Origin of the sequence: Streptomyces sp. NPDC046831 (genome assembly GCF_040645305.1) — a bacterium.
Lineage (GTDB): Bacteria > Actinomycetota > Actinomycetes > Streptomycetales > Streptomycetaceae > Streptomyces.
In genome coordinates this window covers 28,405-51,044 of the sequence record NZ_JBEYXZ010000043.1, presented here as the reverse complement: position 1 = coordinate 51,044, position 22,640 = coordinate 28,405, and the positions used below count along the sequence as shown (strand labels likewise).

Sequence of the window (22,640 nt, the reverse complement as noted above, 5' to 3'; positions counted from 1 at the left end):
CTTCCTTCGTACTCACCCTCTCGGGCTTTCCTCCGGGCGCTTCCCTTCGGTGTTTCCGACTCTATCAGATCTTTCCGATCCGATTTCCTCGGCGCTTTCCAGGTTCCCGCTTCCGCGTTTCCCTTTCCGGCGGTTCCGACTTTATCAGAAGCTTTTGGCCGGTCAGACCAGCCGTTGTTTCCGATTCATCGGGAGCGACTTCTCAAGAATCATCGTTCTTCGGAAGCCTGTAGATGTTCACCGTCGCCGGGCGGACCGTGTCCGTCTCCAGGCAACTGTTCGAATCTACCTCCCCTCCGGCTCCGTGTCAACGGCTCCGGTGGGGCGAAGAGGACAGTAGCAGCTCGGAGGGCCTGAACGCACATCAGGCGGCGGTCGGCACACCGGCGCTTCGCTCGGCCGCCGCGAGATCACCCGTTTCGCCTGCCCGCACGGCACGACCGCCGAGGACGTAGACGTAAGCGAGGAAGGCCAGCTCCGCGACGACTCCTGTGCCGATCCGCGCCCAGGTGGGCAGGCCGGACGGCGTGACGAAGCCTTCGATCGCGCCGGAGACGAAGAGGACCAGGGCGAGGCCGATCGCCATGCCCAGCGCGGCCCGGCCCTCTTCGGCGAGCGCGGTGCGGCGGGATCGGGGGCCGGGGTCGATCACGGTCCAGCCGAGACGCAGGCCCGTACCGGCGGCGACGAACACCGCGGTGAGCTCGAGCAGGCCGTGCGGGAGCACGAGCCCGAGGAAGGTGTCGAGCCGGCCGGCGGAGGACATCAGGCCGGCGCCCACTCCCAGGTTGAGCATGTTCTCGAACAGGACCCACAGCACCGGCAGGCCCAGGAAGACGCCCAGGACCAGGCACATGGCGGCGGCCTGTGCGTTGTTCGTCCACACCTGTGCGGCGAACGAGGCCGCGGGGTGGCTCGAGTAGTAGGTCTCGTACTCACCGCCGGGCCGGGTGAGGTCCCGCAGTTCGCTCGGGGCGCCGATCGCGGCCTGCACTTCGGGGTGGGAGCCGATCCACCAGCCCAGGAGCGCGGCCACCGCGGTGCTCACCAGCGCGGCCGGCACCCACCAGTGGCGCGACCGGTACACCGCGGCCGGAAAGCCCGCCACCAGGAAGCGGATCGCGTCCCGCCAGCCTGCGCGGCGGGTTCCCGTGACGGCGCTGCGCGCGCGGGCGACGAGCTGGCTGAGCCGCCCCGTCAGCTGGGGGTCGGGGGCGGCCGACTGGATCAGGGAGAGGTGCGTGGTGACGCGTTGGTAGAGGGCGACGAGCTCGTCGGCCTCCGCTCCGGTGAGGCGGCGCCGGCGGCGGAGCAGTGCTTCCAGGCGGTCCCACTCGGCGCGGTGGGCGGAGACGAAGACGTCGAGGTCCATCGGGTCTGCCTGCTCCTCGGCTGGTCGTTCGACTGCTCGGCGTAGGTGTCAGCTTTTCGTACTGCGGCGCGAATGTGCTCAGCTTGGCAGACTGGCGGTTCTCGGGGCAGGTCGGGGAAGGGACGGCGGGCGTGAGTGAGCTGGTGACGGGCGAGGCGGTGGCGCTGGAGCTGCGCCCGGCGAGGCTGCCCAGCAGGGCGCTGGCCGTGCTCATCGATCTGGCCGCGGTGCTGGCGGTGTACATCGGGGTGAGCGTCGGGCTGGTGTTCGCCTCGGCCTCTCTGGACGACGCGGCGCAGGCTGCGGTGTCGATCGCGGCGTTCCTGCTGGTGCTGGTCGGCGGGCCGATCGCGGTGGAGACGCTCAGCCACGGGCGGTCCCTCGGGAAGCTGGCCCTGGGGCTGCGCGTGGTGCGGGACGACGGCGGGCCGATCCGCTTCCGGCACGCCCTGGTGCGCGGTGCGATCGGCGTGGTGGAGATCCTGATGACGTTCGGGGTCGTGGCCTGCGTCGCCTCGCTGGTGTCGGCGCGCGGGCGCCGGCTCGGTGACGTGTTCGCGGGCACGCTGGTCGTGCGGGAGCGGGTGGCGTCCGGGCGACTGGACTTCGTCCCCCCGCCGCCGCCGTGGTTGGTGGGACGTTTCTCCACGCTCGATCTCTCGGCGGTGCCCGACGGGCTGTGGCTGGCCGTGCGGCAGTATTTGACCCGGATGCACCAGCTGGATCCGCAGGTCGGCTGGGCCATGGCGCAGCGGCTCGCCGACGACGTCGCGGCACGGACCGGTGCGCCGGCTCCGCCCGGAGTCCCGCCGGCCATGTACCTGGCGGCGGTGGTGGACGAGCGGCGGACCCGCGAGGCCCGGCGCGCCTTCGGCGACGGCCCCGGCGGCGGCGGGAGCGCCGGTGCGGACGGCGGGGCGGACGTGGGCGGCACTGCGGCCCCTGCTGGGCAGGAGCCCTTCACGGGTGCTCCGGCACACGGCACGGCCGAGGCCCGCGGCTGGTCCGCTCCCCGCGGCTGGGCGACGCCGTCGCTGCCGGACCCGGCGGCCGCGGGGCCGTCCGGGTCGCCGTATCCGGCCGCGGAACCGAGCGGGTCTTCGCCCACGGACGCGGCACTGCCCGAGATGCCGTCGCGGGCGCCGGCGCCCGTCGCTCCGGCCGCCGTGCCGGAGGACGCAGCGCGGGCCGGGCGACCGGCCACCGGCTTCGTACCGCCGGCGTAGGCCTGTCCGGCGGCCGCCCTGCGGCAGGTCAGGGGCCGAACACGGACGGCGGTGACTCCAGGTCCTCCAGCTCGATCCCGGGGGCGGCGAGGACCACGTCCCCGGCGATGTGCACGGCGTGCCGCTCTCCCGTGTCGAGCTCGGTGACCTGGTACTCGTCCACGGTCAGGGGGCCGTTGTCAGTGCCGTGTGTTTCGCTGTCGACCAGTGCCCAGGACTGGTCCACGGTGCGGGGGGCGAGGACCGGGTCGGTGAACGCGACCAGGCGTACGCGGGTGGCGGAGGACGAGGGGGTGAGGCGCAGCAGACGGGCGGTGGCGACGAGGAACGCGGGGGAGGTGCCGGTGAAGGCGTGGGCGCGCACATTGCCTTCGGTGGCATGGGTGCCGGTGGGGTCGGTACGGACCCAGGTGACGCCCTCGAGCGCGGCGCCGCGTACCTGCCAGCTCCCGCTGTGCAGTTCCAGGCGGATCGGGCGGCCCAGGTCGTCGAGGGCGAGATCGACGGAGCCGCGGTGCTCGCCCGAGGGGGTGGTCACCTGTGAGACGTAGCGCCAGCCGGAGGGGCCGGGGGCGCAGTGGAAGTGTTCTTCGGCGAAGGGGGTGTGATCGTGCGGATCGTGGAGCGCATAACGGCCGCGGGGCATGGGGGTCCTGGGTGGTGACGGGCTGGTCGGGCCGCCTCGGTGAGCCGGTCCGGCGCGTGTGACGGCCGCTGCGGCCAAAGGGGCAGGCCCCCGGCACGGGGGTGCGGGGGCCTGCCTCGGCGGACTCGGCGTCCCGCCGCGCGGCAGCGCGGCGGGAGGCGACGGGTGCTGCTCAGTAGCGGTAGTGGTCCGGCTTGAACGGGCCCTCGACGTCGACGCCGATGTACGCGGCCTGCTCGGGGCGGAGCTGGGTGAGCTTCACGCCGAGCGCGTCCAGGTGGAGGCGGGCGACCTTCTCGTCGAGGTGCTTGGGCAGCACGTAGACGCCGGTCGGGTACGCGTCGGGCTTGGTGAACAGCTCGATCTGGGCCAGGGTCTGGTCCGCGAAGGAGTTGGACATCACGAACGACGGGTGACCGGTGGCGTTGCCCAGGTTCAGCAGGCGGCCCTCGGACAGCACGATGATCTTCTTGCCGTCCGGGAAGGTCCAGGTGTGGACCTGCGGCTTGACCTCGTCCTTGACGATGCCGGGGACCTTGGCGAGGCCGGCCATGTCGATCTCGTTGTCGAAGTGGCCGATGTTGCCGACGATGGCCTGGTGCTTCATCTTGGCCATGTCCGACGCCAGGATGATGTCCTTGTTGCCGGTCGTGGTGATGAAGATGTCGGCCGTCTCGACGACCTCGTCCAGGGTGGTGACCTGGTAGCCGTCCATCGCCGCCTGCAGGGCGCAGATCGGGTCGATCTCGGTGATGATCACGCGGGCGCCCTGGCCGCGCAGGGACTCCGCGCAGCCCTTGCCCACGTCGCCGTAGCCGCAGACCACCGCGGTCTTGCCACCGATCAGGACGTCGGTGGCGCGGTTGATGCCGTCGACCAGGGAGTGCCGGCAGCCGTACTTGTTGTCGAACTTCGACTTGGTGACCGAGTCGTTGACGTTGATCGCCGGGAAGAGCAGGGTGCCCTCGCGCTGCATCTCGTACAGGCGGTGGACGCCGGTCGTGGTCTCCTCGGTGACGCCGCGGATCTCGGACGCCAGCTGGGTCCACTTCTGCGGGTTCTCACCCAGGGTGCGGGTCAGCAGCTGCAGGATGACGCGGTGCTCGTCGGACTCGGCGGTGTCGGGCGAGGGGACCTTGCCGTCCTTCTCGTACTCGACGCCCTTGTGGACGAGGAGGGTGGCGTCACCGCCGTCGTCCAGGATCATGTTCGGGCCGCCGGTGGGGCTGTCCGGCCAGGTCAGCGCCTGCTCCGTGCACCACCAGTACTCCTCGAGGGTCTCGCCCTTCCAGGCGAAGACGGGGACGCCCCGCGGGTTGTCGGGGGTGCCGTCCGGGCCGACGGCGATGGCGGCGGCCGCGTGGTCCTGCGTGGAGAAGATGTTGCAGGAGGCCCAGCGGACCTGCGCGCCCAGGGCCACCAGGGTCTCGATCAGGACGGCGGTCTGCACGGTCATGTGCAGGGAGCCCGTGATGCGGGCGCCGCGCAGCGGCTGCGCCTCGGCGTACTCGTTGCGGATCGCCATCAGGCCGGGCATCTCGTGCTCGGCGAGGCTGATCTCCTTGCGGCCGAACTCGGCCAGGGAGAGGTCGGCGACCTTGAAGTCCTGCCGGTTGTCGACAGTCGTCATGGAGAGCTGCTCCTCGGATTGGGTCGAGGGTGGGTACGGCTGACCTGCGCGGCGGCGGACACAGAGGTGCCCCAGGAGGGCACAGGCATGCCCGCGTGCGCGCAGCGCAGTCCGTCGGAGGCCCTCTCTCCCTCGGCCGGTCCGCGCTGGGACCGCCCGACCGCCATCAGCAGCGACGTCTGGCTCCGTCCCAAGCTACACCGCGGGGCCGCGCGGCCCCCAGTCCGCCGCCGGACACATCGGGCGGACGACGCCGAGGTGGTGGCGGTCCGCCGGGGCTCTGGCCTGCGGGGAAGCGCGGGCGGGCGCCGCTCGGGCCGTCGTTGTGCCGCTGACACGGATGTGCCGGTATGGGGAGGGACACACGGCAGGCGAGGGCCGGGGCCACCATCCGGCGCCAGCGGTGGGCCTGGCCGGGCTGGTGCTGGAGCGGCGTGGGCGGCGGGGAGGGCGGCGCCCACGCCGCTGCCGCCGGGGCCGGAGCCGGTCCGAACACGGGACGGGGCCCACCGGGAAGTCGGTGGGCCCTCGTCGTCGCAGGGTTCGGTGACCGGCCGGCCGCGGCTCAGTGACCGGTCGGGTGCGGCGCCGGGCCGCCCGGGGTGGCCTCCCGGTCCGGCCCCTTGTCGGCCTCGGCCTCGCTGTAGATGTCCGGCTCCAGGTAGATGACGCGGGCGATCGGCACGGCCGCGCGGATGCGGGCCTCGGCGGCGTCGATGGCGGAGGCGATCTCTGCGGCCGTCTCGTCGTGCCGCACCGCGATCTTGGCGGCGACCAGGAGCTCCTCCGGACCGAGGTGCAGCGTGCGCATGTGGATGATGCCGGTGACCTTGTCGCCGTCGACCACGGCGGCCTCGATCGCCCGGACCGTTTCGGTGCCGGCGGCCTCGCCGAGCAGCAGCGACTTGGTCTCGGCGGCCAGGACGAGGGCGATCAGCACGAGCAGGACACCGATGCAGACGGTGCCGACGCCGTCCCACAGGCCGTCACCGGTGAGCAGGGAGAGACCGACGCCGCACAGGGCCAGGACCAGGCCGACCAGGGCGCCGAAGTCCTCCAGCAGGACGACCGGCAGCTCGGGCGCCTTGGCCCGGCGCACGAACTCGGTCCAGGAGAGCTTCCCGCGCAGTTCGTTGGACTCCTTGATGGCCGTGCGGAACGAGAAGCCCTCGGCGATTATCGCGAAGACGAGGACACCCACCGGCCAGTACCAGTGCTCCAGCTCGTGCGGGTGCCTGATCTTCTCGTAGCCCTCGTAGATGGCGAACATGCCGCCGACCGAGAACAGGACGATCGAGACGAGGAAGGCGTAGATGTACCGCTCGCGGCCGTAACCGAAGGGGTGTTGCGGGGTCGCCTCCCGCTGGGCCTTCTTGCCGCCGATCAGCAGCAGGAACTGGTTGCCGGAGTCGGCGAGGGAGTGCACGCCCTCGGCGAGCATCGACGACGAGCCGCTGAAGGCGAACGCCACGAACTTCGATACCGCGATCGCGAGGTTGGCACCGAGTGCCGCCACGATCGCCCTGGTGCCGCCTGACGCGCTCATGTGTCCGCGTTGTCCCTTCGCCTTCGTGCCTACGCCGTCCGGGGCACTCCCCTGACGGGTGGGTGCCCGCTCGGGCTTTGCCCGTCCTTTGCCGGTGCGCCATTCTTGCAGCCCCGGCCGAACAGGGTTCCCCGGACCACCGTCCTTGACGCCTCGGGCGCCTCAGACGACGACCGTGGCCCGGAAGACGGTGCCGCTTCCGCGCAGTTCGACCTGTTCGCCCGCCCGGACGAAGACGGACCGGCCGGGGCGGAGTTCGTGCTCGCCGGCCCGAACGGAACCGGCCGTGCCGAGCAGGATCTGCGGGGTGTCGAGGGTGAGGTCGTGGGCGGCGGCGCCCTCGGGGAGGACGTACCGGGACAGCCGGAACTCCTCGACCGAGGTGTGGTACACCTCCTCGCCGTTCGGGCCGGCCTCCGGACGCAGGACTCCGGGGTCGCCGGCCTCGAAGCGGACGACGCGCAGGAGTTCGGGAACGTCGACGTGCTTGGGGGTCAGGCCGCAGCGCAGGACGTTGTCGGAGTTCGCCATGATCTCCACGCCGAGGCCGCTGAGGTAGGCGTGGGGGACGCCCGCGCCGAGGAACAGGGCCTCGCCGGGCTGGAGCCTGACGTGGCGCAGCAGCATCGCGGCCAGGACACCGGGGTCGCCCGGGTAGTGGCGGGCGATCTCGGCGTAGGGGGCGTGGTCGCCGCCGAGGCGGGCGCAGGCGGCCGCCGCCTCGGCCACCGTGCGGGCGGTCTCCGCCCGGTCGGCGGTGAGGACGGCGGTGAGCACCTCGCGCAGCGCCGCCTCCTCGGGACGGGCACGCAGCAGGTCCACGTACGGCTTGACGGAGTCCACGCCGAGGGCGTCGAGCAGGTCGGCGGCCTGCCGCGGGTCGCGGAAGCCGCACAGGCCGTCGAACCCGGTGAGGGCGCAGACCAGTTCGGGCTTGTGCTGGGGGTCCTTGTAGTTGCGGTGCGGGGCGTCGACGGGGATGCCGCGGCGTTCCTCGTCGTCGTACCCCTGCCGGGCCTGCGCCAGGTCGGGGTGGACCTGGAGGGAGAGCGGGGCGCCGGCGGCCAGGAGCTTGAGCAGGAAGGGCAGGCGCGGACCGAACTTCGCGACGGCCTTGGCGCCCAGCTCCCGCTCCGGGTCGGCCTCGATCACCTCGACGAGCGTGCCGCGCGCGGTCCGCGAGGGCGCGCCCGGGTGGGCGCCCATCCACATCTCCGCCTGCGGCTCGCCGGTCGGCTCGACGCCGAGCAGCCGCGGGATGGCGGTGGTGGAACCCCACGCGTAGGGGCGGATCGTGTTGTCGAGGCGGTCCATGGCCTTCTTCCTGCGGGTCGTTCGGCCGTACGGGCGCGTCGCCGTACGGAGACTGTCGGTTGTCCCGTGTACGGCTGTCAGAGCGCCGTGGTCAAGACCAGGCCCGCGAGGCGAGCGCCAGGTAGACGGCGGTGAAATCGGTGACGGCGATCAGCTCCGCCAGGGACTCGATCTCGTCGCCCGCCTCCGGCTCCAGCTCGCTGATCGGCGTGTCGTGACTGAGGGCCAGGTCACGGGCGGCGGGGGCGGCGGTCAGTCCGCCGATGGGGCGGTCGCGCAGCAGCACCACGCGCGCGTGCAGGGCGGGCGGTTCCTCGACCCGGTCCCGGAAGAAGTCGTCCGGGTTGGCGCGGGCGGCCAGCGGTCCGGCGAGCAGGGCGCTGTGCGCGGCGAGCCCCTCGGGCAGTTCGGCGACGACCGCGGGGATGCCGGACAGCTCGGCGAGCCCGGCGGCGAAGCGGCGGCCCGCGGGCCCGGCCGAGGTGCCCTCGGTCCAGATCAGCGGCAGCGCGTCGGCGAGCTCGGCGGCGAGGGTCTTGGCGGGGTTGCTGTAGGTCGCGATGGCGGGCCCGCAGCGCTCGGCGACGAGGTCGAGCCGGTCGGCGACCTTGTTCAGGGCGTCGGGCGGGGCCGCGAGCAGTCCGACACGGTCGAGCAGCGCGAGCAGCGGGGTCAGCAGCGCCCACAGGACGCCGGGGGCGGAGGCGGCGAGGGGTTCGTCCTGGTCGTAGGGGGCCGTGGCCATCGGCACGAACAGGCCGTGGGCGCCCGCGACCGCCTCGGCGAGCGGGGTCTCCGCGGGGGCGACGGCCACGACCGTGCAGCCGCGCCGGTAGGCCTGCTCGGCGAGCAGGGACAGGCTCGGCTCGCTGCCGTCCGGGGTGGCGACCAGCAGCAGGTCGACGGAACCGGCCCAGCCGGGCAGTTCCCAGCGCAGGGCTCCCGCGGCGGGGGCGACGCCGGAGGGGGCCAGCCGGATGACGGGGCTCCCGGCGCCGGCGAGCGTGCCGAGGAGGTCGGCGGCATGGGTCGCGGCGGCGCCCGGGCCCGCGATCAGCACGGCGCGCGGGCGGCCGTCGGGCCTGAGGTCGTTGATGCCGGACTCCACGGCGTGGCGCGCCGCGGTCCGGACCCGGGCGCCTGCCTCGGCGGCCCCGCGGAGCAGTCCGCGGCGGTCGGCCTCGGCCAGCCCCTCCGGGGTGTCGAGCAGCGATTCGTCGAGCATGGGCGGCTGCCTCCGATCGGGCTCCGGTCGCCGGGTCGTCGGTCAGGCGGGGCGGCGGGCCTCGTCGACGAGCAGGACCGGGATGCCGTCGCGGACGGGGTAGGCCAGACCGCAGTCCTGGCCGGTGCAGATCAGCTCGTCGTCCTGCTCCTTCAGCGGGGCGTGACAGGCCGGGCAGGCGAGGATCTCCAGAAGGCCGGCTTCGAGCGGCATGGGGGTTCCCTTCGGAGGCGTGTGTGCGCTTGTGCCAGGTCAGACTACCGCCGCGGGGGGCGGGTGGGCGGGGTGGTCCGGGCCCGGCCGGGCGGCGTCGCGCCGCTCCCCCGGACACCGGACCGCCCGTCCGCCCGCCGGCACCGGACGCGGGCGGCGGGGCGGCACGGACGGCGGCCTTGCGGTGGCCCTGCGGGCGGGTGGCGGGGCGGGGCCGGGCGGTGGCACCGGCCCGATACGCCGCAGGGCCTGGGCGGCGGCACCGGGTCGGACGGCGTGGCGCGACCCCCGCGACGGGACCCGCTCGGCTCGGCCCGCCTCCCGCGCCCAAGGACCCGCGCGACGCGGCGCGCCCCTGGAGACACAGCGGCAGCCGGACACCGCCCACCCGCCACCCGCCGCGCCGACGGGCACGGGCGGCATCACACGGCTCGGACAGCCCTCCCGCGCCCCGGTGACGCGACGGGACCCGGGCGACGGCGTCAGGGCGAGCAGCGCGGCCGGGGCCGTGCTGCGCCGCCCGGATCCCGTTCGGCGCGGCGCGGTGGCGGGCGGGTGGCCGTCAGGCGCGGATGATGGCCAGGGCCTCGTCCCGTACCCGCGTCATCGTCGCCTTGTCCCGGGCCTCGGCGTTGAGGCGGAGCAGCGGCTCGGTGTTGGAGGGGCGGACGTTGAACCACCAGTCGGCGGCGGTCACGGTGAGGCCGTCGAGGTCGTCCAGGGTGATCCCGTCGCGGCCCTCGTACGCCGACCTGATCGCGGCGAGACGGGCGGCCTGGTCGTCGACCGTGGAGTTGATCTCGCCGGAGCCGGCGTAGCGGTCGTACTGGGAGACCAGGGCGGACAGCGGACGGTCCTGGGTGCCGAGGGCCGCGAGGACGTGCAGGGCGGCCAGCATGCCCGTGTCGGCGTTCCAGAAGTCCCTGAAGTAGTAGTGCGCGGAGTGCTCGCCGCCGAAGATCGCGCCCGTCCTCGCCATCTCGGCCTTGATGAAGGAGTGGCCGACGCGGGTGCGGACCGGCGTGCCGCCGTTCTCCTCGACCACCTCCGGGACCGACCACGACGTGATCAGGTTGTGGATGACGACGCCCTGGCCGCCGTTCCGGGCCAGTTCGCGGGCGGCGACCAGCGCGGTGACGGCGGACGGGGACACCGGCTCGCCGTGTTCGTCGACCACGAAGCAGCGGTCGGCGTCGCCGTCGAAGGCGATGCCGAGGTCGGCGCCCTCCTCACGGACGCGCCGCTGGAGGTCCACGAGGTTCGCCGGGTCGAGGGGGTTGGCCTCGTGGTTCGGGAACGTGCCGTCCAGCTCGAAGTACATCGGGACGAGGTCGACGGGCAGGCCCGCGAGGACCGTGGGGACGGTGTGGCCGCCCATGCCGTTGCCCGCGTCGACGACGACCTTCAGGGGGCGGAGGGAGGTGACGTCGACGAGGGAGCGCAGGTGCGTCGCGTACTGCTCCAGCGTGTCGAGCCGGGTGACGGTGCCCGGGCGGGCCGCCGGTGCCGGCGCGCCCCGGCCGGACCACTGCTCGACGAGCGCGCGGATCTCTGCCAGGCCGGTGTCCTGGCCGACGGGGGCCGCGCCCGCCCGGCACATCTTGATGCCGTTGTAGCGGGCCGGGTTGTGGGAGGCCGTGAACATCGCGCCCGGCAGGTCCAGGGCGCCCGAGGCGTAGTAGAGCTGGTCCGTCGAGCACAGCCCGATCTCCGTGACGTCGACGCCGCGGAGGGCCGCACCGCGCGCGAAGGCGCGGGACAGGCCGGGCGAGGACGGCCGCATGTCGTGCCCGACGACGACGGCGCGCGCGCCGGTCACCTGGGCGAAGGCCGCCCCGAACAGTTCGGCCAGCGACTCGTCCCACTGGTCCGGGACCACTCCGCGTACGTCGTACGCCTTCACGATCTGCGACAGATCAGCAGTCACGGCCGGCCTTTCCTCGGTTCGACGGTCACCACAAATTACCTGGAGCGGGTGACGCGCCGAGGAAGCCGTCTCCCGTTCGTCACCCGGGAGGCCGGGTGGCGTACGGCGAGGGCCGTTCGCCGGGCTTCCGAGCGTGGGGCGCGGCGGGCCTCGTTCGCCCGAGGGGGCCGTGCGGCATCGGCGCCCCGGGAAGGGCGGGAGCACGGACGGGTGCAGCCGGCAGGAGCGCGGGGCATCGGGCCAGTCGTACGGACGGGGCGGCGCCGGAACGGAGTCGGTCGCCCGGAGACCTCGATGCGGGCGGCGACGTCAGCAGCGCGGGGAGCAGGACGCCGTGTCACCCGGCCGGAGGATCCGGCGCGCGGGCGGCGTCAGTTGTCCGGGGAGCGCAGCACCCGGAGGTGGCCGCGGCGCGCGACCTCCATCGGGTCCACCGGGCGGGCCCCCGCCCCACCGGCCTCGGCCGCCCGCTGCTGGGGACGGGCCGCCTCACGCACGGCGTTGGCCAGCGCTTCGAGGTCGTCACCGCTGGGGCGTGCGGGCGCCGAACCGTCGAGGAGCCGGACGACCTCCCAGCCGCGCGGGGCGGTGAGGCGCTCGGAGTGCTCGGCGCACAGGTCGTAGCAGTGGGGTTCGGCGTAGGTGGCGAGCGGGCCGAGGACCGCGGTCGAGTCGGCGTAGACGTACGTCAGCGTCGCTACGGCGGGACGGCCGCAAGCGGTGCGCGAACAGCGACGTACAGGGCTCACGACGTTGGACGGTACCGCACTCTTGAGCGGGCCGCGACGACTCTCCACCAGGTCACTCCACCGTGTCGTGCTGCGAAACACCCCACACGCCCCTTCTGGCACACTTTGCTGACCTGCGGCGATGCGGGTTCCGGAAGGATCAGGCCGGCCCGGTCGCGGATGACCAGTCGGTGCAAAAACCGTCAAACGGCTTGAGTTCGCAGGTCTGGAAGAGATACGGAATCGAGCCCGACCTTGGCTGGAATGGTCATCAAGTGGCCACGGTGTGACGGAAAGACGATGCAGCGGCGCGGCTTCCGGGATGCCGCGCGGAGCCGGGCACGCGGCCCCCGCGAGGACTAGGCTTCACCGGTGATGGACAACCGTGTACCGCCCCGTGCCGCCGGCCCCGGGCCGCGACGCCGTGATCGCCACGGCAGAGGCATGCGCGGCCCGATCGCCCCGCCGCAGGTCCCGCTCGCCGCGAGCCGGGCCGACGTGTTCGCCGATCTGGTGCAGGACTCCGTGGACCGGCTGGAGCGGCGGTGGCCGCAGCTCGCGGAGATCGACTTCCTCGTCCTGGAGGTGCCGAGACTGGACGGACCCGGCCGGGCCTGGAGCGACGAGGCGGTGCCGCTCGGCGGGACGGTCCCGGCGCGTGACGGGCGGCGTGCGTGTGTGGTCGTCTACCGGCGGCCGGTCGAGATCCGCACCAAGGGCCGGGAGGAGCGGGCCGCACTGGTGCACGAGATCGTGGTCGAGCAGGTCGCCGACCTGCTCGGACTGACGCCGGAGACAGTGGATCCGCGCTACGGGGAGGACTGAGGCCGGCCGACGGCGCGCCGTCCGGGCGCGCCGCGGGAACCGCGTGCCCGCCGACCGCGCGCCGCGCGGGCCCCGGTTCCGAAGCACCCTCGCTCCGCGCGCCCCGGCACCCGGCAGCGCGTCCAGCCTCCCGAGAATCACTCCGGCCGGCCCGCACGGCCTCCGGGCCGCCGGAAATCACCTCGGCCGGCCCGCACGGCCCCCCTTGCCCGGGGAGTACGCCGCCGGCCCGCACGGTCCCCAGTCGCCCGGGAATGCCCCCGGCCGAACCGCACGGCCCCCCTTGCCCGGGGAGTACGCCGCCGGCCCGCACGGCCCACGGCCCCCGCCCCGAAGTGCCGCGCCCGCACCCCCGTCGCTACTTCTGCAGGACCGACAGGTCCTCGTCCGCCTGGGGCACCGCCACCGTTCCCCGGTCGTCCGGGAGGGTCTGGACGGTGAAGGCGGCGACGCCGTCCTCCGTCACCGACAGGGTGCGGGCGGCGTGGACCGGGCCGCCGGACAGGTGTTCCACCGTGAGGGCGTACGTGCCCTTCAGGCCGGACGGCACCGGCGGGACGACGTCCTGGGTGGTGCCCTGCTTGACGGTGTACGTCTTCGACACCGGGGTCCCGCCCCCGCTGCCCGCCGACGCCGTGACCTTGACCCGGGCGGTACCGGTGGACGCCGTCAGGGAGAGCGTGGCCCCCTTGGCGCTGTTGCCGGCGACCGTCGCCCGCGTCCCGACCGGGCCCGTCGCCGGGATGAACGCCGTCTCCTGGTCCGCGCCCTTGCCCCGCACGACCCGCAGCGCCGCCACGACCGGCACCGGCTGCCCCGTCGGCGTCAGGACGAGCGATCCCGCCTCGCCGCGGGTCACCTCGCCCAGGTCGACGGCGGTGGTCATGCCGCCCCTGACGTGCACGGTCTCGTGCCCGGCGGGCGTGATCAGCCCGGACGGCGAGGCCAGCCGCACCTTGAGGTCGGCGTCGGCGTCGCTGGGCGTGAAGGCCACCAGCCGCACCGAGGTGGCGTCCTTGGGGATGCCCGGCAGCACCAGGCTGTCCGCGGGGTCCGCGGACGCGGTGAGCCAGTCGCCCCCCAGCTTCTCGTCCAGGGCCTGGACGGCCGCGCCGACCCGCCCGCTGCGCACGCTGACGTGCACCGTGACGTCGTCCTGCGGCGCGTCGGCCAGTGTGGACAGCAGGACGGGCTCGGTGGACCGCGGCGCGACCGTGATGCCCTCCCCCACCGCCGACTTCACGGGCCCGTCCTTGCCGTAGAGCTCGATGTCGACGACGGCGGCGGAGTCGTCGGGGTTGGTCAGGTGGACGTAGTCGGAGCGGGCGGCGGCGGTGCCGGCGCCGGGGAACCAGAACTCCGTGTCGGGCGCGGTGCAGTTCACGCCCTGCAGTCCGCGCCCGGTGCCCGCGGCGACCTCGGTGGTCTCCTGCACCGTCCAGCCGGGCGCGAACTTCCCCTCGGCGGTGCCGATGAGCGCGGGCGCGTCCGCTCCCGAGGAGTCGCCGGTCACCGGTGTGCCGGGCTCCTTGGGCTGCAGGGCGGGCTGGTCGGCCTTCTCCTCGCCGCCGCCGGCCTCCCCGTCGTCCTTCCCGTCCCGCTTGTCACCGGCCTCGTCGCCGGCCTTGTCGTCCGCCGTGGCGTCGTCCTGCTCGCCGGCCTCGCCGTCCTCCGCGGTGTCACCCGTGCCGGAGCCCGGGGCGCCGGTGGCCTCGTCGTCGCGGGCCGACTGGAGCCGGGCTTCGCCGTCGCCGTCCGTGCCCTTGGTCACCGGCGTGAACGAGGTGTACGACGTCTCGGCGAGGTCGGAGGTGCTCGGCGCCGGGCACAGCAGGGTCGTGCGCTCCACGGGCAGCCGGGCGGCCGTCCGGGCGGTGCCCGGTGCGGAGCCGTCCGGCGTGTTCAGCGCGGCGAAACCGGTGACGGCGGCGAGCGCGGTCGCGACGGCGATCAGGGACAGGGTGGTGCGGTTCACTGCTGGCTCCCGTCGGGGCGCTCGTTGCCGTTGCCGTGCGGGTGCGACTGCGCCGGGTCGTACGGCTCCTGGTAGCCCTGGTGGTAGGTGTCGCCGTAGGTCTGGTCGTAGGAGTCCGCGGGGGCCTGGCCGCCGTAGGCATAGGGGTCGTACCCGCCGCTCCGGTAGGGGTCGGCCTGGTGGGGGTCCGCCTGGTAGGGGTCGGCCTGGTACGTCTGGTCGTACCCGCCCGCCGGATACTGCTGGGCGCCCTGGTACGGGTCACCGCCGTAGGTGCCGTAGCCGGCCTCCGCGTAGCCGGGAGTGTCCCACTCGCCGTAGGACTGCTGCTGCGGGACGGCGGGGGCCTCCCGCGGCGCGGGCGGCACGGTGTCCGCTCCCGGCTGCGGTTCCTCCGCGCCGGCCGGCCCGGCGCCCTCGGCGTCCGCCGCCTGCTCGGCCTGCTCCGCCTCGGCCTGGGCGCGCAGGCGGCGGGCCCGGCGGCCCTCGCCGGCGACCGCCTCGGCGGGGACGGGCTCCTCCTCGGGCAGGTCGTCGTCGATGTCGCGGCGCCGGCCCGGCAGGGCGAGGACCACGAGGACGACGGCGAGCGCGCCCCGCACCCACAGCCAGGCGGTGTGCGCGACCGGGTCGTCGAAGGTGACGTCGAGCCTGCCGCCGGAGGCCGGGAGGGAGAAGCCCTGCGCCCAGCCGTCGACCGTGGTGCGGGTCAGGGGCCTGCCGTCCAGGGTCGCCGTCCAGCCGTCGGCGGCCGAGTCGGCCAGGCGCAGGACGCGGCCCTCCGGGCCGGCCGGGATCCCGGTGTGGATCTCCACGGGGCCCGCGGGGACGGCCTGGGCGGTGCCCGAGCCGGAGGCGGGCACGACGGCGGCGCGCGAGACCTGCCGGTCCACCCGCCACAGCGCGCTGCCGTCCTGCTGGCTGAGCCGGGACAGGCCGGGCGTGGCGTCCAGGACGCGGCTCACCTCGCGCGGCGCGCCCTTGTGGACGAGGACGTAGCGGACGGCGAAGCCGCCGAGCTGGTCGGCCTGGTCGGCGCCGGAGCCGGCGACGAGGTTGGCGACGACCTTGTCGAGCCTGGCGTTCTCGCCGTCCACGGCGGCCAGTTCGGCGTCGCCCATGCGCGCGCCGGAGCCGCGGACGAGCATGTAGCCGACGTGGGCGGCGGAGTCGCTGTCGAGGACGAGGGTGCGGGCCTGGTCGGGCGTGCTGCCCTCCGCGGCGACGAACGCGGGCACCTGCACCGGGTCGCGCCGCTCCAGCGGTCCGTCGGCGCCCCGGATCATCCAGCCGGCGGCGACGAGCAGCGGCCCGGCGGCCGAGGCGAACGCGATGAGCGCGGCGACCGGCTGGCGCCAGCCGAAGCTCTGCTCGGCCACGCGGGCGCGTGCCCCGTCCGCGCCCATCACCGCGGCGGTGAGCAGGGCGAGGCCCTGGACGAGGGTCGCGGGGCCCGCCCAGGTGGAGCCGTTGGACAGCACGGCGAAGACGAGGGCCAGCAGGGCGACCGCCCAGGCGCTCCGGATCCCGAACTGCCGCTCGGAGCGCAGCAGCGCGGCGAGCGCGGCCAGCACCACGCCGATGAGCATCAGTCCGTGCACGGTGCCGGGGCCGCCGGGGCTCGCGCCCAGCAGGTCGAGGGCGGAGGCGGCGGACGCGCCGTACTCCAGGCCGGCCTCGGTGAAGAAGCCGAACGGCAGCAGCGACAGCGACCAGGGCGCGAGGACCAGCAGGGGCGTGCCCGACTGGGCCAGGAAGCGCAGCCCGTGGGCGGTGACGTCGCCCCGGCGTACGGCCAGTACGGCGAGGCCGAGGACGAGCGCGATCGGCCAGACGACGGGGGTGAACGCCGTGGTGATCGTCAGCAGCAGGGCGTACGCCCAGGTGGCGCGCCAACTGCCGCGGGCGCCGGAGGCGTTCGCCAGGCCGCTCGCCGCAACGCCCGCGCGGGCCACCAGCGGCAGCAGCACGGCCAGGACGGCGGTGCCGATCCGGCCGCCGGCGAGCGCGCCGGTGACGGCGGGCAGGAAGGCGTAGACGACGGCCGCCCACGCACGCAGGAGACGGGACTCCACCAGCGGGCGGGAGGCGAAGTACGCGGTGAGGCCGGCCAGCGGCACCGAGCACACCAGCAGCACGGTCACCGCGAGGCCCGTGGAGCCCAGGAACAGGGAGGCGAGCAGCGCCACCACCGCGAGGTACGGCGGCGCGGACGGGGTGCCGCCGGCGCCGACCGGGTGCCAGGCGTCGAGGTAGCGCGACCACAGCTCGGCGGAGTCGGCCGGGGCGGGCAGCAGCGCGCCGCCCGCCAGCGCGCCGCCGCCCAGCAGGGCCCGGCAGGCGGCCAGCGAGACCAGCAGGAGCAGCAGGAAGAGCACCGGTCCGGGCTTGCGGGCGATGCGCTTCAGACGGGCGAACTGCTCGACCTCCAGGAAGTCCGCGTCGTCGCCGCCGGGACCTGACTCGACGGCTCCGCCGTGCCGCCCGGCCGAGGAGACCTCGGGGTCGGAGCGGCCGACGAGGTTGCTCGCGACCTGCTCGACGGTGGCGCGAACGGTCGCGCCGGGCGGCGGGAACAGGGCCCGCAGCTCGCCCTTGTCGATCTGCGGCCGGCCGCGGACGCGCCGCCCGGCGACGATCCGCTCGGGCCGCAGCAGCGTGCCCAGCAGACCGCGGATCTCGTCGACGGCCTGGCCGGGGACCTTGCCGACGAGGTAGGCGAGGGTGCGCAGCAGCGTGCCGAGCACGAGCCGCAGCAGGACCCAGGGCAGCGCGGCGGAGCGGGTGTTGACGAGGAGGGTGTAGACCGCGCCGGCCTTGTCGACCTTGTGCGGGGAGGCGGCGGTGCGGCCCACGCAGTCGACGGCGCGCCGCTCGCGGCTGGCCGCCTCGGCGTGGCGCACGACGGCCTCGGGGGCGACCAGGACGCGGTGGCCGGCGGCATGGGCGCGCCAGCACAGGTCGACGTCGTCGCGCATCAGGGGCAGCCGGCGGTCGAAGCCGCCTAGCTGCTCGAAGAGGTCACGCCGGATCAGCATGCCGGCGGTGGAGACGGACAGCACGGGCCGGACGTGGTCGTGCTGTCCCTGGTCCTGTTCGCGCCGGTCCAGGCCGGTCCAACGGCGGCCGGAGTGGGCGATGGTGACGCCCACTTCGAGGAGCTGCCGGCGGTCGTACCAGCCGCGGAGCTTGGGTCCGACGACGGCGACGTCGTCGCGGCCGAGCTCGTACTCGTTGTCGACGACCCGCAACAGCTGGGCCAGGGCGTCGGGTTCGGGGGAGCAGTCGTCGTGCAGCAGCCACAGCCACTGCACCGGTTCGCCGTACGGCAGTTCGGGCAGGTCGTAGGCGTCGTCGCGCCAGCTGCGCGTGGCGGGGTCCCAGCCGCTGGGGCGCTTGAGGTAGGGCAGGTCGTCCGGGGTGAGGACCGGGGCGGTGCGGGCGGCCTCCTCGACGGCCTGGCCGAAGCCGGTGCGCCGGGCCAGGTGCAGCACGCGGTCGGCGCCGAGGGCGTCGGTGACCAGTTCGGCGGAGGTGTCCGCGCTGCCGGTGTCGGCCGCCACGGCGTACTGCACGGCGCGTTCCTGGCCGAGCAGCCCGGCGAGCGCGTCGGGCAGCCAGCGGGCGCCGTCGTGGGAGACGAGGACGGCGGTCACCACGTGCCGCGGGTACTCGGGCGGGCGCGTCGGGTCGGGCGACGGCGTGCCGGCGACGTCGTAGTGGGCTGCCGTACGGCTGTGCACGGACATCGAGATACGGGCCCCGGTTCGGTGGACTGCGGTGGACGCCCGTGCCTCGTGGGGGCAGCGGGGCTCCTCGGACGAGCGACCACACTAGCGGCAGTGCCGGCAGGGGCGGCGCGGAGCGCCTCGTTGGGGGGCGGCGGCCGGGGCGGGAGCCCGCGGAACGGCCCGCCGCCCGTGGACGGGCCACGGGCGGCGGGCCGTTCGCGCTGTCCCGTGCGGCAGACCCGGCGCGGGTCTGCGCAAGGCCGCGCGCGGTGAGTCCGCGTCAGACTGCGGCCTTCTTCAGCCGGCGGCGCTCGCGCTCGGACAGGCCGCCCCAGATGCCGAAGCGCTCGTCGGTGGCGAGGGCGTACTCGAGGCACTCGGAACGGACTTCACAGGCGAGGCAGACCTTCTTGGCCTCCCGGGTGGACCCGCCCTTCTCGGGAAAGAAGGACTCGGGGTCGGTCTGGGCGCACAGCGCGCGCTCCTGCCAGCCGAGTTCCTCGTCCGCGTCGTCGACCAGCAGTTGCTGCACCAGCTCGGTCATGTGCGCCCCTCGTCTGTCTTTCGCGTCCCCGTGACGCAGCCGTTACCGATACCGGCTGAACGACACGAGTGAAATTACAAGTGTGCTGCTCCGGGCGAGTCAAGCCGAGATCTGCTATTGGGCCCCTTATTCACTCTGCGGAACCAAGGCCATGCGGTAAGTGTTCAAATCGGCATAAACCTCGACACAGAGACAAGGCCCCGAGGGTCCCCGTCTCCGCGCGGAGCCCGCACAGGGAAGGACGCCCAGGACTTTGATCCCGTTCCGACACGCGGCCCGAGGCGGTCCGGATCACGGTCGGATCACGGGATCGCAACGGGGCTTGCGTGCCCGGCATGTGCGCCATGTGTCCCGGTCGGGGGCTGAGCAAACCTTTCACCTGAGAGGTGAACCGGATGAGGTGAAACATGTCCCACATTCCGGGCGTCGAGTTGACAGCGAAGGTGTCAGCCGATGTGCTGGTGGGCATGCTCGCGAACTTGGCGCTCACCACGACCCGCACCGCCGGGTCCCACGGTGCTGCCCGCGCTCGCTGTAGCTGTTGCTGTTCCGCCGGCTGTTGAGCCCCACGCGCTCCCGCCGTCGCCGAGTCCCTGCCGGCTCGGCCGCCGTGCACCCCGCTCCCCTCCGGGACTTCCGTCCAGGACACCCCTGAGGTCCCCTCGGGCGGGCGTATCCGCGGCACCCCGCCACCCCCCGCCCTCCGCCGAGGAACCACAGCACCGATGAACAGCGACAGCGACCTCCAGATCGCCGGCGACATCCTCGAAGTCCCCCACCTCCTCCAGGCGCCGCGCGCCCACCCGGCCACCGTGGCCGAGTTCGCCGGCCTGGCCCGCTCCATCGCCGCCGACCGCTCCCAGTGGGAGCGCCTCGTGCGCTACGACGCCACCAGCCGCTGGTACCACCGGCTGCGCAGGGGACCCGGCTACGAGGTGTGGCTGCTGTCGTGGGTGCCCGGACAGGGCAGCGGGGCGCACGACCACGGCCCCTCCTCCGGCGTGCTGACCGTCCTGCACGGCGCCCTGACCGAACACACGCGGCAGGGCACGCGCACGCTCCGGACGGGCGCCCAGCGCGTGTTCGCACCCGGCTACGCGCACGAGATCGTCAACGACGCACTGGAGCCCGCGGTCAGCCTGCACGTCTACTACCCCGGCCTGACCGAGATGCCGATGCTCGGCCCCTCCGGCCTCCGCGCGGTCACGGAGACCGCCGCCCGGTGCGCCGGGGCCGCGTCCGGCCCGGCCGCCCCCGGCCGTCACCCCGGCGCCCTCGGCTGACACCCGCCCGGGCGACCGCGCACCGCGCCGCCGCACCGCCCCGCGGGGCCTCCCGCCCGTCACCCGACCACGCCCCGCAACGCGCCGGCCCGGCGGCTGACACACTGTGGCCATGCGGATTGTGGTTCTGGCAGGCGGCATCGGCGGTGCCCGGTTCCTGCGCGGTCTGAAGGAGGCCGTGCCGGACGCGGACGTGACGGTCATCGGGAACACCGGCGACGACATCCATCTCTTCGGGCTGAAGGTCTGCCCGGACCTGGACACCGTGATGTACACGCTCGGCGGTGGCATCAACGAGGAGCAGGGCTGGGGCCGGGCGGACGAGACCTTCCACCTCAAGGAGGAACTCGCCGCGTACGGCGTGGGCCCGGAGTGGTTCGGGCTCGGCGACCGGGACTTCGCCACGCACATCGTGCGGACGCAGATGATGGGCGCCGGCTACCCGCTGAGCGCCGTGACCGAGGCCCTGTGCGACCGGTGGAAGCCGGGCGTGCGGCTGATCCCCATGACCGACGACCGCGTGGAGACGCACGTCGCCGTCACCCTGCCCGACAGCGGCTCGGGAGAGGGCTCCGGCGGGCGCAGGGTGATCCACTTCCAGGAGTACTGGGTACGGCTGCGGGCGTCCGTGCCGGCCGAGGCCGTCGTGCCCGTCGGCGCCGAGCAGGCCAAGCCGGCGCCGGGCGTGCTGGAGGCGATCGCCGCGGCCGACGTCATCCTCTTCCCGCCGTCCAACCCCGTCGTCTCCGTCGGCACCATCCTGGCCGTGCCCGGCATCCGGGAGGCGATCGCCGACGCCGGCGTGCCGGTGGTCGGCCTGTCCCCCATCGTCGGCGACGCGCCCGTGCGCGGGATGGCCGACAAGGTGCTCGCGGCGGTCGGCGTGGAGCCCACGGCCGCGGCGGTGGCCGAGCACTACGGCTCCGGCCTGCTGGACGGCTGGCTGGTCGACACGGTGGACGCGGACTCCGTGGAGCGGGTCGAGGCGGCCGGCATCCGGTGCCGGGCGGTCCCGCTGATGATGACCGACACCGACGCGGCCGCGCGGATGGCCCGTGAGGCCCTCGCGCTGGCGGAGGAGGTGCGGGGAGCTTGAGCGGCACGCGTACGGCCGGCCGGCCGGGGGACGCGACGGCGCCCAGGTACCGAGTCTGGGCGGTGCCCGGGCTGCCCGAAGTGGCGCCGGGCGACGACCTCGCCAAGCTGATCGCGGCGGCCGAACCAGGGCTCGCCGACGGGGACGTGGTGCTCGTCACCTCGAAGATCGTCTCCAAGGCGGAGGGCCGGATCGTCGAGGCGGCCGACCGGGAGGCCGCGATCGACGCCGAGACCGTGCGCGTGGTGGCGCGCCGCGGACCGCTGCGGATCGTGGAGAACCGGCAGGGCCTGGTCATGGCGGCCGCCGGGGTCGACGCCTCCAACACCCCCGCGGGCACCGTGCTGTTGCTGCCCGAGGACCCCGACGCCTCCGCACGGGCGATCCGCGACGGGCTGCGCGACGCCCTCGGCGTCACCGTGGGCGTCCTGCTCACCGACACCTTCGGGCGTCCCTGGCGCGCGGGCCTCACCGACGTCGCCATCGGCGCCGCCGGCATCCGCGTGCTGGACGACCTGCGCGGGGGCACCGACGCGCACGGGAACCCGCTCAGCGCGACCGTCGTCGCCACCGCGGACGAACTGGCCGCCGCGGGCGACCTGGTCAAGGGCAAGGCGGCCGGGCTGCCCGTGGCCGTCGTGCGGGGGCTGCCGCGCGTGGTCGCCGGGGAGCCCGGGGAGGGAGCCCGCGCCCTGGTGCGCGCCGCGCGCGACGACATGTTCCGGCTGGGCACGTCGGAGGCCGTACGGGAGGCGGTGACCCAGCGGCGGACCGTGCGGTCCTTCACCGACGAGCCCGTCGACCCCGGCGCGGTGAGGCGGGCGGTGACCGCGGCGGTGACCGCGCCCGCGCCGCACCACACCACGCCCTGGCGGTTCGTGCTGCTGGAGTCGGCCGCGTCGCGGACCCGGCTGCTCGACGCGATGCGGGACGCCTGGATCGCCGACCTGCGGCGGGACGGCAGGAGCGAGGAGTCCATCGCCCGCCGGATCCGGCGCGGGGACGTGCTGCGCAACGCGCCGTACCTGGTGGTGCCGTGCCTCGTCATGGGCGGCTCCCACACGTACGGCGACGCGCGCCGGGACGGTGCCGAGCGGGAGATGTTCGTGGTCGCCGCCGGGGCCGGGGTGCAGAACTTCCTCGTCGCGCTGGCCGGCGAGCGTCTCGGATCGGCGTGGGTGTCGTCGACGATGTTCTGCCGGGACGTGGTGCGGGAGGTGCTGGACCTGCCGGCGGACTGGGACCCGATGGGCGCGGTCGCGGTCGGCCATCCGGCCCAGGCGCCGGGGCCGCGGCCGGAGCGGGAGGCGGGGGCGTTCGTCGAGGTGCGGTGACCGGGGCGTGCGCGGCCTCCGTGGT

At 74.4% G+C, this 22,640-nt stretch carries 17 protein-coding genes; 5 read left to right on the top strand and 12 right to left on the bottom strand.

The genetic code is table 11. The features are described from left to right. Positions 1–364: 364 nt before the first annotated feature. Positions 365–1,372 (bottom strand): stage II sporulation protein M, encoded by a 1,008-nt coding sequence (locus ABZ920_RS27415; RefSeq protein ID WP_361510390.1) that lies wholly within the window; start codon positions 1,370–1,372, stop codon positions 365–367. A gap of 131 nt (positions 1,373–1,503) precedes the next feature. On the opposite strand from ABZ920_RS27415, the gene ABZ920_RS27410 reads away from it, so the two are divergent. Next, positions 1,504–2,598, top strand: coding sequence for an RDD family protein (locus tag ABZ920_RS27410; protein ID WP_361510388.1), 1,095 nt, complete (start codon positions 1,504–1,506; stop codon positions 2,596–2,598). Between the two features lie 28 nt (positions 2,599–2,626). On the opposite strand, the gene ABZ920_RS27405 is transcribed toward ABZ920_RS27410, so the two are convergent. The 8 genes from ABZ920_RS27405 to ABZ920_RS27370 all read right to left on the bottom strand — a co-directional run bounded on the left by ABZ920_RS27405 (position 2,627) and on the right by ABZ920_RS27370 (position 11,896). Then, on the bottom strand, positions 2,627–3,244 hold the full coding sequence (locus ABZ920_RS27405; protein WP_361510385.1) for a hypothetical protein: 618 nt from the start codon (positions 3,242–3,244) through the stop codon (positions 2,627–2,629). Positions 3,245–3,416: 172 nt separating this feature from the next. After that, entirely contained in the window at positions 3,417–4,874 is a 1,458-nt protein-coding gene (gene ahcY / locus ABZ920_RS27400; RefSeq protein ID WP_361510382.1) for an adenosylhomocysteinase, read from the bottom strand. Between the two features lie 565 nt (positions 4,875–5,439). Next, positions 5,440–6,420 carry a cation diffusion facilitator family transporter gene (locus tag ABZ920_RS27395; protein ID WP_361510379.1) on the bottom strand — a complete coding sequence of 327 codons (981 nt, stop codon included), beginning with the start codon at positions 6,418–6,420 and terminating at the stop codon, positions 5,440–5,442. A 162-nt stretch (positions 6,421–6,582) separates the two neighbouring features. Continuing rightward, positions 6,583–7,734, bottom strand: coding sequence for a mannose-6-phosphate isomerase, class I (gene manA / locus ABZ920_RS27390; protein WP_361510376.1), 1,152 nt, complete (start codon positions 7,732–7,734; stop codon positions 6,583–6,585). Between the two features lie 91 nt (positions 7,735–7,825). After that, a complete protein-coding gene (locus ABZ920_RS27385; RefSeq protein ID WP_361510373.1) occupies positions 7,826–8,959 on the bottom strand; it encodes an SIS domain-containing protein in 1,134 nt (377 codons plus the stop codon). A gap of 42 nt (positions 8,960–9,001) precedes the next feature. Next, positions 9,002–9,172, bottom strand: a complete 171-nt coding sequence (locus tag ABZ920_RS27380) for a Trm112 family protein (protein ID WP_159666488.1) — start codon at positions 9,170–9,172, stop codon at positions 9,002–9,004. Positions 9,173–9,734: 562 nt separating this feature from the next. Continuing rightward, complete coding sequence (locus ABZ920_RS27375) at positions 9,735–11,099, bottom strand: phosphomannomutase/phosphoglucomutase (RefSeq protein ID WP_361510370.1); 1,365 nt, start codon at positions 11,097–11,099, stop codon at positions 9,735–9,737. Between the two features lie 371 nt (positions 11,100–11,470). Then, complete coding sequence (locus ABZ920_RS27370) at positions 11,471–11,896, bottom strand: DUF3499 domain-containing protein (protein WP_361510367.1); 426 nt, start codon at positions 11,894–11,896, stop codon at positions 11,471–11,473. A 306-nt stretch (positions 11,897–12,202) separates the two neighbouring features. On the opposite strand from ABZ920_RS27370, the gene ABZ920_RS27365 reads away from it, so the two are divergent. Then, positions 12,203–12,652 carry a metallopeptidase family protein gene (locus tag ABZ920_RS27365; protein WP_361510402.1) on the top strand — a complete coding sequence of 150 codons (450 nt, stop codon included), beginning with the start codon at positions 12,203–12,205 and terminating at the stop codon, positions 12,650–12,652. Positions 12,653–13,010: 358 nt separating this feature from the next. On the opposite strand, the gene ABZ920_RS27360 is transcribed toward ABZ920_RS27365, so the two are convergent. The 3 genes from ABZ920_RS27360 to ABZ920_RS27350 all read right to left on the bottom strand — a co-directional run bounded on the left by ABZ920_RS27360 (position 13,011) and on the right by ABZ920_RS27350 (position 18,902). Further along, positions 13,011–14,627, bottom strand: a complete 1,617-nt coding sequence (locus ABZ920_RS27360) for a DUF5719 family protein (RefSeq protein ID WP_361510364.1) — start codon at positions 14,625–14,627, stop codon at positions 13,011–13,013. Then, on the bottom strand, positions 14,624–18,376 hold the full coding sequence (locus ABZ920_RS27355) for a glycosyltransferase (protein ID WP_361510361.1): 3,753 nt from the start codon (positions 18,374–18,376) through the stop codon (positions 14,624–14,626). Before ABZ920_RS27355 ends, ABZ920_RS27360 begins: the two co-directional genes overlap by 4 nt. Before the next feature lie 262 nt (positions 18,377–18,638). Continuing rightward, positions 18,639–18,902 carry a WhiB family transcriptional regulator gene (locus tag ABZ920_RS27350; RefSeq protein WP_361510358.1) on the bottom strand — a complete coding sequence of 88 codons (264 nt, stop codon included), beginning with the start codon at positions 18,900–18,902 and terminating at the stop codon, positions 18,639–18,641. 725 nt (positions 18,903–19,627) lie between these two features. On the opposite strand from ABZ920_RS27350, the gene ABZ920_RS27345 reads away from it, so the two are divergent. The 3 genes from ABZ920_RS27345 to ABZ920_RS27335 all read left to right on the top strand — a co-directional run bounded on the left by ABZ920_RS27345 (position 19,628) and on the right by ABZ920_RS27335 (position 22,615). Next, complete coding sequence (locus ABZ920_RS27345) at positions 19,628–20,185, top strand: cysteine dioxygenase family protein (protein WP_361510355.1); 558 nt, start codon at positions 19,628–19,630, stop codon at positions 20,183–20,185. A gap of 112 nt (positions 20,186–20,297) precedes the next feature. Then, on the top strand, positions 20,298–21,281 hold the full coding sequence (cofD, locus tag ABZ920_RS27340) for a 2-phospho-L-lactate transferase (protein ID WP_361510352.1): 984 nt from the start codon (positions 20,298–20,300) through the stop codon (positions 21,279–21,281). Further along, positions 21,278–22,615 (top strand): coenzyme F420-0:L-glutamate ligase, encoded by a 1,338-nt coding sequence (locus ABZ920_RS27335; protein WP_361510349.1) that lies wholly within the window; start codon positions 21,278–21,280, stop codon positions 22,613–22,615. The genes cofD and ABZ920_RS27335 overlap by 4 nt, the downstream gene beginning before the upstream one ends. Positions 22,616–22,640: the final 25 nt, after the last annotated feature.

Bases quoted from the DNA above. Each gene is read 5' to 3' on its own strand.
- ahcY (WP_361510382.1), bottom strand. From the start codon at position 4,874: ATGACGACTGTCGACAACCGGCAGGACTTCAAGGTCGCCGACCTCTCC.
- ABZ920_RS27405 (WP_361510385.1), bottom strand. From the start codon at position 3,244: ATGCCCCGCGGCCGTTATGCGCTCCACGATCCGCACGATCACACCCCC.
- ABZ920_RS27395 (WP_361510379.1), bottom strand. From the start codon at position 6,420: ATGAGCGCGTCAGGCGGCACCAGGGCGATCGTGGCGGCACTCGGTGCC.
- ABZ920_RS27345 (WP_361510355.1), top strand. From the start codon at position 19,628: ATGAACAGCGACAGCGACCTCCAGATCGCCGGCGACATCCTCGAAGTC.
- ABZ920_RS27380 (WP_159666488.1), bottom strand. From the start codon at position 9,172: ATGCCGCTCGAAGCCGGCCTTCTGGAGATCCTCGCCTGCCCGGCCTGT.
- ABZ920_RS27355 (WP_361510361.1), bottom strand. From the start codon at position 18,376: ATGTCCGTGCACAGCCGTACGGCAGCCCACTACGACGTCGCCGGCACG.
- manA (WP_361510376.1), bottom strand. From the start codon at position 7,734: ATGGACCGCCTCGACAACACGATCCGCCCCTACGCGTGGGGTTCCACC.
- ABZ920_RS27385 (WP_361510373.1), bottom strand. From the start codon at position 8,959: ATGCTCGACGAATCGCTGCTCGACACCCCGGAGGGGCTGGCCGAGGCC.
- cofD (WP_361510352.1), top strand. From the start codon at position 20,298: ATGCGGATTGTGGTTCTGGCAGGCGGCATCGGCGGTGCCCGGTTCCTG.
- ABZ920_RS27350 (WP_361510358.1), bottom strand. From the start codon at position 18,902: ATGACCGAGCTGGTGCAGCAACTGCTGGTCGACGACGCGGACGAGGAA.
- ABZ920_RS27415 (WP_361510390.1), bottom strand. From the start codon at position 1,372: ATGGACCTCGACGTCTTCGTCTCCGCCCACCGCGCCGAGTGGGACCGC.
- ABZ920_RS27365 (WP_361510402.1), top strand. From the start codon at position 12,203: ATGGACAACCGTGTACCGCCCCGTGCCGCCGGCCCCGGGCCGCGACGC.